Here is a 16,809-nt window from a genome sequence, read left to right as displayed (position 1 = left end):
CCCACCATTAGTTGATTCGACACCAATAACGGTAGGGTATTTTGAGAGGGCTGGCAAGCCTTTTATTTTTGTGCAACCTTCTAACATTTTGGTTGCAATTCTCTTAACTTTTATTTTGCACTAAACACGTAGCTATACAACGATTAAAGATGTTAAGTTCCATCCTACATTTACTGCCAGTAAACAATTTAAAAATTATCGAGTATACCCGATTGATCAAGCAAACGAAAAAGGTTTTACTGACCATACGCAGAAAGAGTTCAATCAATTTATGTTTTCTAAATAGATAAGCGCATACCTGGGAAAATTCCAGATATGCGCTTTTTCATATTTTTAAAGGACGTTTTACATTCATCCCTACTATTTATATTCATAAATTGGTTCATCTTGCTTTTCATCATAATCAACGTGTAGATCATATTCATCAAAATACCAGATGTCACGTGTTTCAATAAAATAGGTAATTCCGTTTTTATTCATTTCTATGCCTGGATCCATTGGTTCTTCCTTATTCACACCTAAAGAGAAGCCTTGTTGAATCGGGCTTGATCCACCATAACGAACATAGAAACGGACAAAATCACCTGTATGTAAAAACAATTCCGATTCAAACCATTCTGCCGCTCTATCGGTTAATTTGATTTCCATTTCTAACCCTCCGCTCACGTTTTAATCTATTTGTATTTTTTCTTTTACCTGATCAAGCAAACCTTCTTTTTTCAAAACTTCTATCTGTTTCTCTCCAAGTAAATCAAAATGAGAATAACCATCTTTGCGGTGGTGAATCCATTCTTCTTTTAATTGATAATCTTTTCCCCATTTAGCCAATTTCACCAAATCGCGACAACCTACTTTTGTCACGGACTTGCATTGAGGAAAGCGATCATCTATCCAATAATGTGTTAGAAAGGCTATTTTCCCTTGATCAATTGCCTGCTTCCAATGCTTTAATTCGGTTTTTGTTATCCCAAACGCCATTTATTGATTTCCTTCTACTTCAGGATCTTTTTTTGCTTTTAAATAAGTAGTGTGCCAATCTGGATAAAGCTTTCGTAGGGAAACAGGTTTAAAACTATCCTTCTTCACACATACGTGTTTTGAAAAACCAGTTACAGCCAAATCCTTATTATTTGTATAAATCTCATAACCATAAGTTGTCCTAAGACCATTATATTCTTCAATCCACGTTCTAATTTTAACTGGCTGACCATATTTAACAGGCTTATGGTAGGACACTTGAATGTCAACGACCGGAGCTAAAATTCCGTCCTCTTCCATTTCTGTATAACGAAACCCTAAATCCTCAATTAGTTTTGTTCTGCCAATTTCCATCCAAACAAGATAATTTGCATGGTACACAATTCCCATTTGATCTGTTTCAGCATATCGAACCTCTAGATTCGTTTCTGACACAAACATCTACTATCACCTTCTTTTTCCTTATGTTCATTTTATCACATTGCTTCATTTTCTAAAAAGAATATGGATTTGATTATAGTATCTTTCCAAGAAAAAACCGGCCTTTAAGCCGGTTTTTGTTGATTACTTATATTGGTTTTCTTGTGCCGCCGCTTCATCTTTTAATTCTTCACGCATACCCTCAAGACTTTGTCGTCTTTTTTCATTTTTCTTGGAAATTTTCTCTCTTTGTTCTCCATCAGAAAATTCCATTGTTGCTTCTGCTTCTTCCATATTGTCGATAGTATTGTGGATCATCTCTTGTAATTTCTCCACATTATCACTGCGATCATCTGGTTTAGGTTGATATTTATCGTTTGCCAAAATAAAACACCCTTTCTGTCAATGTAATATTTATTCCCCTTTAGTTTGTATTACATCAGGACTTTTATTTGTTTTATTGGCCATCTTTTTTCCTTTATTGGCATCAATTGCCACACTTTTTTCTCCGAGATGATCTGGAGTAAAGTTTTGCTGACTATGTTTTGATTTACTCATTTTTTTCTCCCCCTTTCCATCATAGCTTTAACGGAATGGGGAAGATTTATGAGGATTATTTACGCTCTTTTTGTGTGCTTTTCTTCCAATTTAGCTTCTATTTTTTCAATTGCTTTTGAATCGTTAATCAATGCTTGTTTATTTTCTTGTACAAGATCAGAAAAAGATTTTCTACGTATTTTTCTCACTATGTATCACTCCCTCACGATTTCCTCTTATTACTATTTACAAAAAGGCGACTGACTAAACCAAATTTTCAAACTTTTGTTTTTTAAAGAAAACACTTTGTCTTAAAACTTTTGACAAAGTGCTTTCTTGTACGGGATGTACTGACTCCCGCGTTGCCCACAGGACGTGGGCGATTTTCAGCGGAAAGATCCAACTATTAAGCAAGTTTCCCGCGAAGAACAAGTTGTAAGATTCCTCCATTGCGGTAGTAGTCAATTTCTACTTCCGAATCAAAGCGAACCATTGCTTCGAATTCCTTCTTCGTTCCATCTTCAGCTACGGCTGTTACTTTAATAATATCACGTGGTTTAACTGTTTCATCAACATGTACATTGATAACTTCTTTTCCAGTTAAGCCAAGAGTTTCGGCATTTTCGCCTTTTTTGAACTGGAGTGGTAATACACCCATCATAGCCAAATTCGAACGGTGAATTCTTTCAAAGCTTTCAGCAATTACTGTTTTAATTCCTAGAAGATTTGTCCCCTTGGCTGCCCAGTCACGAGAAGATCCCATACCATAGTCTTTCCCTGCAAGAATAACTAGGCCTGTGTCTTCTTCTTTATAACGCATGCATGCATCATAAATAGGCATGACTTCGTCTGTAGGCCAATAAGTCGTGAAACCGCCCTCTGTACCTGGAGCAATTTGATTGCGGATCCGAATATTAGCAAAAGTTCCGCGCATCATGACTTCATGGTTACCCCGACGAGAACCATAAGAGTTAAAGTCACGTGGTTTTACACCTTTATCGATCAAATATTTTCCAGCTGGTGTATCTTTCCCAATCGCTCCAGCAGGAGAAATATGGTCCGTTGTCACGGAGTCCCCGAATTTTCCAACCACTCGTAGACCAGTAAGTGGTTTTACTGTTTCTAAGCCATTTGACAAGTCCTCAAAGAAAGGTGGATTTTGAATATAGGTTGAATCATTATTCCATTTGTACAATGGATCGTTACTTGTTTTAATTTCATTCCAACGCTTGTTATCATCAAAAACATGCTCATATTCTTTACGGAATAGTTCAGGTGTAACGGTGTTACGTACAGTTTCAGCTATTTCCTCTTTTGAAGGCCAGATATCCTTCATGAACACATCGTTTCCATTTTTATCTTTTCCAAGCGGTTCATTATTTAGATCAATATCGACCGTACCTGCAAGGGCATAAGCAACAACAAGTGGAGGTGAAGCTAAGTAGTTTCCTCGCACCAGTGGATGGATGCGCCCCTCAAAGTTCCGGTTACCTGAAAGAACAGAAGTAACCAGCAGATCATTATCCATAATGGCCTTTTCAATTTCCTCTTTCAAAGGCCCTGAGTTCCCAATACATGTTGTACATCCGTAACCAACCAGGTCAAAACCTAGTTTAGAAAGAAACGGCATAAGTCCTGCATCACGCAAGTAACCTGTTACAACTTTTGAGCCCGGAGCAAGCGATGTTTTGACATACTTCGGTACTTCTAAACCTTTTTCAACCGCTTTTTTCGCAAGTAGCCCGGCACCAAGCATAACGTAAGGGTTAGATGTATTTGTACAACTTGTAATGGCTGCGATCGCTACTGCCCCTGTCTTCATCGTAGTTTCATCGCCGTTATTAAATTTAACCGTTGCTTCTTTATCTATTTCTTTTGCAGTCAAGCCAAAGCCTTGATTTCCAGCAGGAGCTTGAAGAGCAACTTCAAAAGAAGATTTCATTTTTGATAGTGGAATCAAATCCTGAGGACGTTTTGGACCAGAAAGATTCGCTTCGATTTCAGAGAGATCTAATTCTACGATATCTTTGTAAACTGGATCCTCTTTATCCACTGTAAAGAACATATCATTTTCTTTTAAATATGTTTCAACTAGTTGGATTTGTTCTTCTGGACGACCAGTAAGACGTAAATAATTTAAAGTTTCATTATCTACCGGGAAAAATCCACATGTTGCACCATATTCTGGAGCCATATTCGCAATCGTCGCGCGATCTGCTAATGGTAAACTTGCGACCCCAGGACCATAGAATTCAACAAATTTCCCTACAACGCCATGTGAACGAAGAACTTGTGTAACCTTTAAAGCCAAATCAGTCGCTGTTGCACCATTTGGTAACTCGCCCGTTAATTTAACTCCAACTACTTCTGGAATTGGAAAATAAGATGGTTGACCAAGCATACCTGCTTCAGCTTCAATTCCACCTACACCCCATCCAAGCACACCTACACCATTAATCATGGTTGTATGGGAGTCTGTACCCACTAGCGTATCTGGATACGCATCAAAGTCTCCGTCAGGAGTTTCAACAGCATGTACCACATTCGCTAAATACTCAAGGTTTACTTGGTGAACAATACCTGTAGCAGGTGGTACGGCACGGTAATTTTCAAATGCTTTTTGTGCCCAGCTTAAAAATTCATAACGTTCAGCATTTCTTTCGAATTCAAAATCCATATTTGTTTGCAATGCTTCTGGTGTTCCGTAAGAATCAACCTGTACAGAGTGGTCAATCACTAAGTCTACAGGGATTTCCGGATTAATCTTTTCAGCATCTCCGCCCATGTCAGACATTGCTTTTCTAAGGGAAGCAAGGTCAACTACGGCTGGAACTCCTGTAAAGTCCTGTAAAATAACACGAGATGGCTTAAATGGAACTTCTCCTGTCACTTCGCTATCTTCTGCCCATTTTGCTAAATCTTCAACATGTGATTGTTTGATCACCCGTCCATCCATTTGACGAAGTACGGACTCTAACAATACCTTAATCGAGTATGGCAGACGTCCTACTTTAGCTACACCTGCATCGTCTAAAGCCGATAATCGGTAATAATTATACCGTTTACCGTTCAACTCAAAGGAAGAACGCGCTTTAAAAACATCATTTTTCGATTGTTTTCCCACAAGAATACCCCCATTTCCAAATTCACCAAACCTACTTGTTCTAAATAGGCTTAAAACCGCTAATTTCTCCTCAATATTATCTTATAATAATTATTGTTATAAGTAAATATTAAGAAAGTTATGGTTTTCAATAAATAAAACTTATGGCCTTATAAAAGAATCCAAAATCCAAGCCACTGTCCATCATATCAAAAAAAAGTAGGGATTGGAATAAAAATGATTTTTTGGAGAATACTATAAATTTAATATTAATCGAAGTAAACCCGACAACGAACATTGAGCTTTATTATTGTTTATTCCTTAATGAACATTATTTTCCAAATTCCTCCAATATGTTTATCCTCAACCTTTTCGGTCATAATAAAAACAAGTTCGTAAGTTTAATTAACATTCCAAAGGAGATGAATATAATGAGCTTTCTTTTATATCTAATCATTGGTGGGATAATTGGCTGGATTGCAAGTTTAATTCTCGGAAAGAATATCCCTGGTGGGATCATTGGAAATATAATCGCCGGGATTATTGGGGCTTGGATCGGTGGAGCTTTGTTTGGAGACTGGGGACCACAGATAGCCGGAATGGCGATTGTACCTGCCTTAATTGGATCATTGATTCTTGTCTTTATTGTGAGCTTAATTCTTGGAGCTGTTTCTAGAGGAAGAGACAGAGACAATGCCTAATCAGATTAAAAACCGGGAGAATAAACTCCCGGTTTTTTTAAGGTTTAATGTCATCTTCGGTATGATATTTTTCCTTATATAAATTCATGTAGTAAAGGACATCGTCTACATATTGATCACTATGATTATAAGTAAAGATCGCTTTTTCAAATTCTCCCTCTGCAGCACCTGAATGGGCTAAAAAATTAGCCGCACTAAAAATAGCATCTTCTACATCCCAAGGATCGGCTTTCCCATCACCATTCGCATCTATTCCATAACCATTGTACTTTTTTATAATGTTTGGATCTACTTTGTCTTTTTCTGGAATATCTCCCTCTCCTAGACCATCACAACTCGGATGACTCCACCCGACAAACGTACATGGCATAAACTGCATTGGGCCTTCTGCTCCTGCAGGTGATAACATAGGGTCCATAGTTGAAAAAATTGTTTCTACTCGATGATGAGCAGCTAATAAATACCAGGGCACCCCGAATTCTTGCTCGGCCGCTTTATAAATCGGAATAAATTCTTCTGGTATAAGTGGTTGCTCAGATCCTTGGTTATTTTCACTATATAAATGACCAATATAAAAAATCATACCCGTAATTAGAATGATAGGGAGCAGGACAACCATTAACACAATTCTTCTTCTGATTGATTGCTTCGTCTTTTTTGTCTTTTTATTTTTATACACTTTATTCAAACACGTATTCTCCTTAACATCGTACGTAATTTGGTGGAAATAAAAACATGTCAACATCCAGGGCAATGGGATTTACTATTTGTTTAAAAGCCTGCTTTTTGTCTACCCAAAAACATTAAAAAAAACAACTTATTTTACTCTAAACAAAGTGATTCAAAAAAGCAATTTTTTTAAATATCCCTTTACGAAAAAATAGACCCTCTTCATGTATGAAGAAAAGTCTATTTTGTGATCTTAAAAAATCTTACTTCCTTTACTCCTTTAATAAAAGGAGAATTTTCCCACGATCGAGTTCTTCAATATACTCATCTGGGAGGTTATTTCCCCAATCATACGTAGATCCTTCCTGGAGCCCCGTAACGATCGGTCCTATAGCTAATACTCCAGCGCCGGATGTCCATCCTGTTCCTGTGCCAGTCCCAGTTGGAATTCCGGCTGCCGTACCAGCACCAGCTAAAAATCCACTTAAAAAACCAAATGGCCCACTTGAGCTTTCATCATCTACATCCATTTTATCCGTTAAATATTCCGTTTTTTTGTCATCCCTAGCCAGCACGGAAAAATTGCTCCTCTTTACACCTTTTTCTTCATATTTCTTTATTTCTTCAATCACTTCATTTTCACTGTCAAAAACACCCACCACTTTAGAAGTGTCCATATGATTAGCCTCCTTTTTTTCTAGAATACCCATAGAATCTATAAATGAAACAAAAAAGACTGTCAAAAAGTGAAGTAGGAATCACTTTTTGACAGTCTAATTATTTAATCAAGAACTTTTATTTTTACAGAGCGGACACCAAATTTAGTGGCATCTGCTTTAGCTGGCATAAATATATCGATCTTATTTCCTTTAATAGCTCCCCCGGTATCACCTGCCACAGCAGTACCATATCCTTCAACATGTACTTTTGATCCCAATGGAATGACCTTTGGATCAACGGCGATGACTTTTTGATCTGGTTTTTTCTTAAGATCAATTCCTGTTGCAGTCACACCTGAGCAACCATTACAAGAAGCTGTATAGGCTGTGGCTGTAACTGTCATTTCTTTTCCAGCAGGCTCGTTATCAGTCTGCACCGGTTCAGCTTTCGTTTGTTCAACTTTTTGGGATTGAGCGGGAACAGCCTTTGATTCTTTTTGTTGCGGCTGATTATTTTCGACCACCTTATTATTCACTTGGATATGAAGTTCTTGTCCGGGATGAATCGTATCTCCATCAAGTTCATTCCACTCTTTTAATTGCTTAATCGTTACATTATAGGTACGGGAAATATCCCAAAGAGAATCTCCAGCCTCTACTTTATATATTTCTTCTGCTCCTTGAGCATCTAATGCTAATGTTTGATTAGGTAGAATGATGTCGGATGATAAATTATTTAGCTCTTTTAAGTGGTCGACTGTTGTCCCTTCATTATGTGATATACTCCATAAGCTGTCACCTTCTTGGACCTCGTATGTAGCCGCTGAAACACTGTTTACCCCAATACCTGTAACAGTAATGGCGGCTGCCATGGCGATTAAAGACTTTTTCATATTTATATCCTCCTTTTTGTTAGCCCCAATTGAACTAACATGTCTTATCCTAACAGAGGATTATAACAAGCCAGTAACAAAGCAATGTTCATTTCTTTACAATCCTATTTCAGGGCCTGAAATCTGTTTATCACGTTAAAACACTGGTATGGCATTCATTATCTATGAGTATAGTCCATCCCTTGTTTGCCGCCCAAACGATTTTTGCGCCGACACAAATCAATCCATTCAAACGTAAAATAGGATAAGGAGGGATCATTATGACGTTACTCGAAAGCAAAATCCCTATATATTTTGCTAGTATATTAGCTGGATTTGCTGTAATCGGCTTATTGTTTATCCCGAATGTATCAGGCATGCTTGGGCCCGTAGCGGGTATCTTAATGACCATGTCCGTAGTATTGATTTTACTATTCGCAGCAGCTATTATTCTAAAAGGACTATTCACCTTATTCAGTTCTTTTATTAAACAGTAACCAATGAAATATTAAAAGAGAAAATTAAAAATCCGCCTTGCATTTATTTTCTAAATGCAAAGCGGATTTTCTTTTATTGGAAGATCAAGTATAATTAAGAATTTATTTCAACAAACAATCTAAGTGCTTGTTTTTATAATTTTATATTCGCTATAATTAGTAGAATGATGTACGCTATGGGCTAGTAAGGGGTGAAAACATGCTTCACGGTTGGTTTTTATGGTTTATACTATTCTGGGTTGTTTTCCTTATCACTTTTATGGGGATAGGTGGATTTTTTATGTTTAGAAAGTTCCTTAAGCGTTTGCCTAAGGAAGACGGAAAATCAGACCTAGATTGGGAAGAATACTTCGTTAAAAAAACGAAAAAATTATGGACACCTGATAAAATGGCTCTGCTTGATGAATTAGTCAGTCCTGTACCCGAGTTATTTCGCGATGTGGCTAGACAAAAAATTGCTGGGAAAATCGGGGAATTGGCTTTACAAGAAAAGGTGAAAAAGATCGATTTAGATGTAATAATAAGAGGCTATATCCTCGCTACTCCTAAACGTGACCATAAATTTTTGAGAAAAAAGTTAGAGGAATTAAATATTGATATTACTCCTTATGAACATCTTTTTTAGAGCAGTTTGTTCTTCGAGGAAACAGAAAAAATAGGTTTGAATCAAATTTGGTTCAAACCTATTTTTTATACAATTAAAAACCTACAAAATCACCGAAAAGCAATTGAAACAGTCCTGTTATATAGGTCAAGCCATCAAAGAAAAGTAAGATTCCGACTAAAATCATGATAATCCCGCCGATTTTCATGATTTTTATATTATGTTTTCGGATCCAATTCATTCGACCAATAAAAAACGATAGGACGAAGAAAGGAATCGCAAAGCCTAATGTATAGGCGATCATATAAATGACGCCAGCATTGGGGTTAGTGCCAATTAAACCAAAAACTGCAAATAGAATGGGACCCGTACAAGGTGTCCAGCCAGCCGCAAACGCCATTCCAATCAAGGAGGAACCAAGATAACCTGCTGGCCGATTTTTAAATTCAAATCGTTTTTCCTTCATCATAAAATCAAAAGAAATGACGCCTGTGATTACCAAACCAAAAAACACAATAAGGATTGCGCCAATTTGTCTAATTAAATCCTTGTATTGATAAAATAAGTTGTATATCAAGGTTGAACTAAAACCAAGGACAATGAAAATAACGGAAAAGCCTAACAAGAAAAAAAGCGTATGTAACATACTTCGGCGCTTAAACATCGCATTTTCACTTTTTATTTCACTGACAGACATTCCTGTAATATACGATAAAAAGGCAGGATATAAAGGTAGACAGCATGGCGAAATAAAGCTTAAAAAACCTGCCCCAAAAGCAAGGAATAAATTAATATCACCAGACATAGCATGCAACTCCCATATGAATTTGATTCCATTCTACCAAATAATCCGTCCCATAGGCATCAAGATGCTGTGAACAATATGTCAAAAAGGCTATTCGTTACAAAATAATGAACATATAGCTGACTCGTAAATGGTTAAGATGATGAAACCAAAACCCATTAAAACATGAAAAACCACTCCTTCTGCTTGATTTTTCTGTCAGAAAAAGTGGTTTGAGAAAAATTAACCAAACGGTTATTTTGAAGCGAATGAATAAATTCCTAAAGTGTTAGAAACGTTGTTGTATCAACGTTTACTTATCCATCTGCTTATTCATCGCGTTCATCATTTGATTGATTTTCTTTTGCGAAGGTTTCATTCCCATCTGCATCATCATCATTTTTAACATTTGCTCATTGATTGGTGGATTTTTCTTTAAATAATCCATCATATATTTTCGGGCTATGAAAAAGCCGAGGGCTAGTCCTCCCAATAGGCATAAGAAGCCCGTTAGCACAAATTGCCACCACATATGTGATCCTCCTTCAAGTTGTCTATCATTCAGTTTACTAAATCCTTGAATATTATACAATAATGGCCAACTATTTTATACATATTTTCTTTCTTTTATGGGCTTCACCCAGCCATAATGGTTATGTTTCATATCCATCGCTAAAAACCTGCCATCAAATTTGCGTAAAGCTTCAAAAAAGCTAGACTCACTATCATATCCGCCCCAAGCTTTTAATTGTAAAAAACGTTCTCCAATCGATAATTCTGCTCCATCTTTTTTGTGACTATATTCTTTACAGTATGTTTTTCCTTTGATAAAAAACTCTCTTTTTTCCACCGAGTGTGATAAATGTTTGTGTAGATCTAAATAAGGCAATGGTCTCGTTATGTATTTAATTTGTTTTCTAATAGTTTCTAATAAATCGCCATTTGATTGTTTCTCTGCTCTGAACAATTCGACAATCTTATTTTCCCGTCCATAGAAATATTCGGCAAATTCATCTTCTATTAAGTAAATTAAATAAATTCTCATGATCCCTTCACTCCTCAGCCCTATTTTTAATCTATTATAGATGAGGTTTTTTAAAATTTTTGTCTAATGTTGTTATATTCAGAAAAACTTTTAAGTTTTTTATAAGACAATTAAATCAGTAAGGTATTTTCACTAAGAACCGAGTTAGTCCGGGTAGTAACCAATTTTTTTATTTTCCTACCTTTTATTAAAAAAAGAGAGGGAGTTCCCTCTCTTTTATCCATTTATCCAATTACAAGTTGTTCAAGATTAGCGATTTAGTAATTTTTCAACTTGAGCTACGACATTTTCAACCGTAAATCCGTATTCTGCCATTACTTTTTCCCCTGGAGCTGAAGCACCAAATTTATCGATTCCAATCACTGCTCCCTCATCACCAGTGTATCTTTCCCATCCGAAAGAGGAGCCCATTTCAATCGCTAGGCGCTTTTTAACAGAAGAAGGCAATACAGATTCTTTATATTCTTTGGATTGCTTTTCAAAACGATCCCATGAAGGCATACTTACAACTGTTGCTTGGATTCCTTTTTCAGCTAATGCTTGCTGGGATTCGACAGCCAAGTTTACTTCTGAACCTGTTGCTAGAAGGAGAAGGTCTACATTTTCCTCTTTTGCAGGTGAAACAACGTAAGCTCCTTTTTCTACCCCTTCAGTCGCTCCATGAATGGTTCCAGACATTGTTGTCAGGTTCTGTCTTGTTAGAACGAGAGCTGTTGGTTGATGCTTCGAATTTAATGCTGCACGCCAAGCTGCTGCCGTTTCGTTACCATCTGCTGGTCTGATGACTGAAAGACCAGGCATAGCACGTAAGGAAGCTAGCTGTTCAATTGGTTCGTGAGTTGGTCCATCTTCTCCAACCGCAATACTGTCATGTGTAAAGACATACGTAACAGGTAATTCCATTAAAGCGGCTAGACGAATAGCAGGACGTAGATAATCAGAGAATACAAAGAAGGTTCCGCCAAAGACATTTAGTCCGCCATGGAGCACCATTCCATTCATGGCCGCACCCATTCCGAATTCTCTCACCCCAAACCAAATGTTTCTTCCTGAATAGTTATCCGCACTATAATCAGAGGAATCAGAGATCATCGTTTTATTTGATCCAGCCAAGTCAGCTGCCCCACCAATAAGTGTAGGTGTGTTTTTAGCAATCGCATTTAAAACCTCACTGCTTGATGCTCTTGTCGCCAAGCTTGTTCCTTCCTCATAGACAGGAATGTCCTGATCCCAATTTTCGGGAAGTTTTCCAGCAATGGCTTGTTCAAATTGGCTAGCTAGTTCTGGGTGAGCTTCCTTATATTTTGCTAAAAGTTTTTCCCACTCAGATTCTTTTGCTTGTCCATTTTGAATAATCGTTTTTTCGAATAATTCATAGACTTCAGCTGGGACATGGAAATCTTCTTCATATGTCCATTTATAATATTCTTTCGTTAACTTCATTTCGTCCTCGCCTAATGGTGCACCGTGAACAGCTGATTTCCCTGATTTATTCGGAGAACCATAGCCAATAACCGTTTTGACTTCAATCAAAGTTGGTTTCGATGTTTCAGCTTTTGCTTCTTCCAAAGCTTTCGCAATTTCTTCTAGATTATTGCCGTCTTCTACTCTTAAATATTGCCAGCCATATGCTTTAAAACGATCTCCTACATTTTCAGAGAAAGATTTATCAAGCTCTCCATCAAGAGTGATGTCATTAGAGTCATATAATAAGATCATTTTTCCTAATTTTAGATGACCTGCTAGGGAAACTGCCTCTGATGAGACACCTTCCATCAAATCGCCGTCACCACATAATGCATATGTATAATGATCTACCAAATTATAACCATCTTGATTATAGGTAGCAGCTAAATGCTTTTCTGCCATGGCCATCCCAACAGCCATTGCAATTCCTTGTCCAAGTGGCCCTGTAGTAGCTTCCACACCTGGAGTATGACCATATTCTGGATGTCCTGGTGTTCTACTTCCCCATTGGCGGAAATTTTTAAGATCTTCCATTTCTACACCATAACCTGATAGATGCAACAAACTATAAAGTAGCATGGAGCCGTGCCCTGCTGATAACACAAAACGATCACGGTTAAACCAGGCAGGATTTTTTGGATTATGATCCATAAACCTTGTCCATAACGTGTAAGCCATAGGAGCCGCACCCATTGGTAAACCAGGATGTCCTGAATTAGCTTTTTCAATCGCATCGATGGACAATGTTCGAATTGTATTTATTGCTAATTGATCTTCTTTCGTAAACATTTCTCAACTTCCTTTCGCTCAATCTGCTTTATATTCTACCATATTTTGAAAAACTTGCATTAAATTCTTTTGATAAAAAATTGAAACAATTATTAATTGAAAGAGAAGGATAAAAAATTGAAAAGTTTGGGCAGGCTTCACCAAATAATATTCCCTACCTTAATGAAGTTTTTTATTTTTTCCCGCTTGGATGCGTTTGACCTTGTCTGGAGTTACGTCTTGGCCCTCCGTATCGTAAACACGTACATTTTCAATTGTTTGCCTCATCGAGGACCGGAACTGCTTTAAATATTCAGCACGAAGCTTTGTTTGTTCCTTCGCTTCTTCATTTGTTAATCCTGATTCTTTTGCTTTCTTGGCCAATTCGTTAATTCTTAAAATTTTTTCCTTTGGTAGCATAAAGAAACTCCTTTAAACTTGGCGTAATTTATCTTATCCTACTAAAAAAAAGCACAGATCACAAATGATCTGCCTTTATACAAACACTTCAATTATGATTTTGTTTCCATTTCTGACTGCAACATATACTCTTGGAATCTTCTGTGGACCGTTGCCTTAGAAATATCATAACCGAATCCCCTTAAGGTTGCAGCGATTTCAGCAAAGGTCAACTTGTTTTTCCGTAATCGTACAATTTCCTCGATTGGAATATCTTTTCTTTCTCTCCCTTCTATATTCCCGCGGTTTTTTAAATTTTTCTCAGGCCGATAGCCTTTTTCAACAGCCCGCTTCATTCCTCTTTTAATTTTTAAATTATGTAATGTTCGTTGATATTCTTCCACAATACTCAATATATTAAGGACCATTGAGTCAGCCTCAGATAGTTGAAGTTCCCCATTTTGAGATAGATTATAAACTTTCACATTTTCCTTCATTAAACAATGAAGCAAGGCAATTTTGGCATTTCCTCTGCCTAACCTGGTTTCATCCTGTATTAAAATAACCTCAATGTTGTCATTTTTAATTTTTTCAAACATATCTAAAATACCAGGTCTTTCCATATCATAGCCACTTGCTTGATCACAAATAACCGAATGAACGTCTAGATTCCACTTTTTCGCCGCCAGTACTAATTCCTCTTGCTGACGCTGGAGAGAGGTAATCTGTGCATCTTTTTCTGTACTTACTCTGCAATAGATTAGCGCCTTCATCTTTTCACTTCCCTATTCTTCCTTTAATGCCATTCTCAGTTGTGTAGGCGAAGATTTAACGTATTCACCTGGTATGACAATTTGTTCACCGCTTTTAATCACTTTTCCATAGAGTTGATTTTCCTTCTCAATAATTTGTACCAATTGGGCTGTTGGAATCCCGTACTCTTCCGCATATTGTTTCGAGATTGACCATAGAGAATCACCTTCATGGACAGTTACGGTTAAATGTGTTTGATCCGTGCTTGTCTTACTACTTACTATATAAATTCCCATAAGAAATGTAATAAATATAAATATAATAATAAATGAGTACTTTCTCCATAAAGTTAACATGCCTAGTATCTCCTCTTTCTTTAGAATGTTTGTTCCTATACAAAATATTATATGGGAACAACCGTTTGTTGTCAATAGCTTTTTCGAACTTACGTTTGTTGTATATGTTTTTTCATGCTATAATAAAATTAGATATATTTATAAAGGGAGAGTGAAACATGTGACAAAGTTATCCAAGAGACAACAAGATATAATCGATTTCATAAAAAATGAAGTTAAAACTAAAGGATATCCCCCATCAGTGCGTGAAATTGGACAGGCTGTTGGACTTGCATCAAGTTCAACGGTTCATGGGCATCTTGCTCGCCTTGAAAAGAAAGGCTTAATTAGACGTGATCCAACAAAACCTAGAGCGATTGAGATTTTACAGGTAGAAGAAGATCATATTCCTCGCCAAAGAACAATCAATGTTCCCATTGTCGGTAAGGTAACTGCTGGACTACCTATTTCCGCCATTGAAAATATTGAAGAATATTTTCCTCTACCTGAACAATTAGCGCCTGATGACGAGCAAATCTTCATGCTTGAAATTGTTGGGGAAAGCATGATTGAGGCCGGGATCTTAGATGGTGACTATGTCATTGTTCGACAACAGCAAACAGCAAATAATCATGATATTGTTGTGGCAATGACAGAAGATGACGAAGCAACAGTAAAACGCTTCTTTAAGGAAAAAGATTATTTTCGTCTCCAACCGGAAAACTCAAGTATGGAGCCGATTATTTTAAAAGACGTTTCTATCTTAGGGAAAGTGATCGGTCTTTATCGAAATATTATTCATTAATCTTCCGAGCCTTAACTGCATTTGAGTTAAGGCTTGTGTATTTATAAAGTAAACTAGAAGAGTGGATCGACCGATTTTCTTATTTTTATTTAGTCGTTTCAGCCGCTTCGCCCCAATAATACTCACTTATTACATCAGCTAGCGCATCAACGGTTCGATTTAATTCCTCTTCTGTATTATCGATTCCCCCGATCTCAATCACAATCGATTTTTCTGCTAGATCCTGATTGTAGATTCCATTACTTCCGTTGTTTTTCGGTTTTTTACTGACTCCTCTTGAGATAGTTGGATATTTTTTCCCTAGAAGTTGATGTAATTCATCAGCAAAAGCAAGGTTTTTATCAAAATGATCATGCCCCGTTCCAATGATAAACATAACTTTGGCATAGGATTTTCCATCTATTTCAGTAGTCGTAGCATTTTTTCGGGCTGCATCCCTGTGAAGATCAAAAACAAGGTCAATGCCCTTATTTTGCTGCAAAGCTTCTACAGCCACTTCTCTTGACGCTATATAAGATTGGCCATATTGCATGTTTCTTTCACTCATCAAAGCCTGTATATCCCTATTTTCTACTAACGTGTTAACCCCTTTTTCCCTCAATTTCTTTCCTAAACGCTTGCCTAATAGTGTAATATTTTTCTCTTTATGAAATGTCTCATTCGCTACCTTAGCACTCGGGACCATAGAGAAAAAAGATTCGTACGTATGGGTATGATAAATATATATTTTAGGATCTTTGGTCAAATCCTCTTCTGTTTTTTCTTGTTCAGCTTTATCTTCATTTTGTTCTGAATTATGATCTTCCTCATCTTCCCAGTAATCGAAATCTTTCGGAGGTGGCGATTCAATTGGTAGATTCGTAAAATCCGTTCCTTCTCCAGCTATTAAGATTTGAGGTGTGACCGCTCGTAAGCCAGGAATTTCTGTGATTAGCAGTGTTTTCATATCGGTTAAATTTATATTTGTCATAAATTCTAATGCCACTTCTCCTAAAGAGCTTTCTTTCTGAGTGTCTAGCACAGAGGTGAGCGAGTGATTTTCCAGACTCATAAGATATAAGAATGATTCAGTTCTTGATAAGTCGTTTCCTAGAAATGACAAAAAGCTAACTTTAATACTTGAAAAGGCGATTGCTGAAGTGAGACAGAATATGGCTATGATGGTTAGGGTAGATTTTGCTGCAAATCGAAACATTAACTTCAGTCCTTTATAAAATTTGGCTTTATTCATCTTTATGTAAGAATTTGCTAGACTATGAAAGAAATTTACAAGAGCCCCATAAACAGAAAAAGAGGCTGGGACAAAACTCCAGTAAATAAAATTAAGGCGTTGGGGCTTACACTTAAAAAGTGTAGACCCCACGCCTTTTTTTGTCGCTATTTTAGTAAACAAAAAGGACACCTTTTGATAAA

General features: G+C 36.9%; 22 protein-coding genes. 4 read left to right on the top strand and 18 right to left on the bottom strand.

Annotated elements, in window-relative coordinates; all coding sequences use genetic code 11:
* Positions 1 to 360: 360 nt before the first annotated feature.
* The 7 genes from KI363_RS20340 to acnA all read right to left on the bottom strand — a co-directional run bounded on the left by KI363_RS20340 (position 361) and on the right by acnA (position 5,059).
* On the bottom strand, positions 361 to 648 hold the full coding sequence (locus tag KI363_RS20340) for a HesB/YadR/YfhF family protein (protein ID WP_158323639.1): 288 nt from the start codon (positions 646 to 648) through the stop codon (positions 361 to 363).
* Positions 649 to 669: 21 nt separating this feature from the next.
* The gene (locus KI363_RS20335) at positions 670 to 978 is read right to left on the bottom strand and encodes a hypothetical protein (RefSeq protein WP_212967463.1); all 309 of its coding nucleotides are present in this window, start codon (positions 976 to 978) and stop codon (positions 670 to 672) included.
* A complete protein-coding gene (locus tag KI363_RS20330) occupies positions 979 to 1,419 on the bottom strand; it encodes an acyl-CoA thioesterase (protein ID WP_158323641.1) in 441 nt (146 codons plus the stop codon).
* 123 nt (positions 1,420 to 1,542) lie between these two features.
* The gene (tlp, locus tag KI363_RS20325) at positions 1,543 to 1,782 is read right to left on the bottom strand and encodes a small acid-soluble spore protein Tlp (protein WP_158323642.1); all 240 of its coding nucleotides are present in this window, start codon (positions 1,780 to 1,782) and stop codon (positions 1,543 to 1,545) included.
* A gap of 30 nt (positions 1,783 to 1,812) precedes the next feature.
* Positions 1,813 to 1,956, bottom strand: coding sequence for an acid-soluble spore protein N (locus KI363_RS20320; RefSeq protein WP_158323643.1), 144 nt, complete (start codon positions 1,954 to 1,956; stop codon positions 1,813 to 1,815).
* A 59-nt stretch (positions 1,957 to 2,015) separates the two neighbouring features.
* A complete protein-coding gene (locus KI363_RS20315) occupies positions 2,016 to 2,144 on the bottom strand; it encodes an FbpB family small basic protein (RefSeq protein WP_158323644.1) in 129 nt (42 codons plus the stop codon).
* Between the two features lie 197 nt (positions 2,145 to 2,341).
* Positions 2,342 to 5,059 carry an aconitate hydratase AcnA gene (gene acnA, locus KI363_RS20310; protein WP_158323645.1) on the bottom strand — a complete coding sequence of 906 codons (2,718 nt, stop codon included), beginning with the start codon at positions 5,057 to 5,059 and terminating at the stop codon, positions 2,342 to 2,344.
* A 410-nt stretch (positions 5,060 to 5,469) separates the two neighbouring features.
* Between acnA and KI363_RS20305 the strand changes: the two genes are divergently transcribed.
* Positions 5,470 to 5,739, top strand: a complete 270-nt coding sequence (locus tag KI363_RS20305; RefSeq protein WP_158323646.1) for a GlsB/YeaQ/YmgE family stress response membrane protein — start codon at positions 5,470 to 5,472, stop codon at positions 5,737 to 5,739.
* Between the two features lie 37 nt (positions 5,740 to 5,776).
* Here KI363_RS20305 and KI363_RS20300 read toward each other — a convergent pair whose 3' ends face one another.
* From KI363_RS20300 to KI363_RS20290, 3 genes are all read right to left on the bottom strand, one after another.
* Positions 5,777 to 6,358: a lytic transglycosylase domain-containing protein gene (locus KI363_RS20300; RefSeq protein ID WP_212967464.1), complete on the bottom strand. Its 582-nt coding sequence runs from the start codon at positions 6,356 to 6,358 to the stop codon at positions 5,777 to 5,779.
* Positions 6,359 to 6,680: 322 nt separating this feature from the next.
* Positions 6,681 to 7,085, bottom strand: coding sequence for a general stress protein (locus KI363_RS20295; RefSeq protein ID WP_191967549.1), 405 nt, complete (start codon positions 7,083 to 7,085; stop codon positions 6,681 to 6,683).
* 104 nt (positions 7,086 to 7,189) lie between these two features.
* Positions 7,190 to 7,960, bottom strand: a complete 771-nt coding sequence (locus KI363_RS20290) for a LysM peptidoglycan-binding and 3D domain-containing protein (protein ID WP_212967462.1) — start codon at positions 7,958 to 7,960, stop codon at positions 7,190 to 7,192.
* A gap of 260 nt (positions 7,961 to 8,220) precedes the next feature.
* Here KI363_RS20290 and KI363_RS20285 point away from each other — a divergent pair, with 260 nt between their 5' ends.
* Together KI363_RS20285 and KI363_RS20280 are read left to right on the top strand one after the other, a co-directional pair.
* Complete coding sequence (locus tag KI363_RS20285) at positions 8,221 to 8,436, top strand: hypothetical protein (protein ID WP_212967461.1); 216 nt, start codon at positions 8,221 to 8,223, stop codon at positions 8,434 to 8,436.
* Between the two features lie 199 nt (positions 8,437 to 8,635).
* A complete protein-coding gene (locus KI363_RS20280) occupies positions 8,636 to 9,061 on the top strand; it encodes a DUF2621 domain-containing protein (protein WP_158323650.1) in 426 nt (141 codons plus the stop codon).
* 73 nt (positions 9,062 to 9,134) lie between these two features.
* On the opposite strand, the gene KI363_RS20275 is transcribed toward KI363_RS20280, so the two are convergent.
* The 7 genes from KI363_RS20275 to yneA form a co-directional block, all read right to left on the bottom strand.
* Positions 9,135 to 9,845 (bottom strand): cytochrome c biogenesis CcdA family protein, encoded by a 711-nt coding sequence (locus KI363_RS20275; protein WP_212967460.1) that lies wholly within the window; start codon positions 9,843 to 9,845, stop codon positions 9,135 to 9,137.
* A gap of 292 nt (positions 9,846 to 10,137) precedes the next feature.
* On the bottom strand, positions 10,138 to 10,356 hold the full coding sequence (locus tag KI363_RS20270) for a YneF family protein (protein ID WP_158323652.1): 219 nt from the start codon (positions 10,354 to 10,356) through the stop codon (positions 10,138 to 10,140).
* A 75-nt stretch (positions 10,357 to 10,431) separates the two neighbouring features.
* Positions 10,432 to 10,869: a sporulation inhibitor of replication protein SirA gene (sirA, locus tag KI363_RS20265; RefSeq protein ID WP_212967459.1), complete on the bottom strand. Its 438-nt coding sequence runs from the start codon at positions 10,867 to 10,869 to the stop codon at positions 10,432 to 10,434.
* A 249-nt stretch (positions 10,870 to 11,118) separates the two neighbouring features.
* Positions 11,119 to 13,125 (bottom strand): transketolase, encoded by a 2,007-nt coding sequence (gene tkt / locus KI363_RS20260; RefSeq protein WP_212967458.1) that lies wholly within the window; start codon positions 13,123 to 13,125, stop codon positions 11,119 to 11,121.
* A gap of 159 nt (positions 13,126 to 13,284) precedes the next feature.
* Positions 13,285 to 13,524: a DUF896 domain-containing protein gene (locus KI363_RS20255; protein WP_212967457.1), complete on the bottom strand. Its 240-nt coding sequence runs from the start codon at positions 13,522 to 13,524 to the stop codon at positions 13,285 to 13,287.
* Between the two features lie 92 nt (positions 13,525 to 13,616).
* Positions 13,617 to 14,276 carry a YneB family resolvase-like protein gene (locus KI363_RS20250; RefSeq protein WP_212967456.1) on the bottom strand — a complete coding sequence of 220 codons (660 nt, stop codon included), beginning with the start codon at positions 14,274 to 14,276 and terminating at the stop codon, positions 13,617 to 13,619.
* A 12-nt stretch (positions 14,277 to 14,288) separates the two neighbouring features.
* Complete coding sequence (gene yneA, locus KI363_RS20245; protein WP_212967455.1) at positions 14,289 to 14,612, bottom strand: cell division suppressor protein YneA; 324 nt, start codon at positions 14,610 to 14,612, stop codon at positions 14,289 to 14,291.
* A gap of 160 nt (positions 14,613 to 14,772) precedes the next feature.
* Between yneA and lexA the strand changes: the two genes are divergently transcribed.
* Positions 14,773 to 15,396, top strand: a complete 624-nt coding sequence (lexA, locus tag KI363_RS20240; RefSeq protein ID WP_158323658.1) for a transcriptional repressor LexA — start codon at positions 14,773 to 14,775, stop codon at positions 15,394 to 15,396.
* Positions 15,397 to 15,481: 85 nt separating this feature from the next.
* Here lexA and spoIIP read toward each other — a convergent pair whose 3' ends face one another.
* Complete coding sequence (spoIIP, locus tag KI363_RS20235) at positions 15,482 to 16,591, bottom strand: stage II sporulation protein P (protein ID WP_212967454.1); 1,110 nt, start codon at positions 16,589 to 16,591, stop codon at positions 15,482 to 15,484.
* Positions 16,592 to 16,809 lie beyond the last annotated feature (218 nt).

The organism is Lederbergia ruris (assembly GCF_018332955.1).
GTDB lineage: Bacteria > Bacillota > Bacilli > Bacillales > Bacillaceae_C > Lederbergia > Lederbergia ruris.
This window is presented reverse-complemented; position numbering and strand designations above follow the sequence as displayed.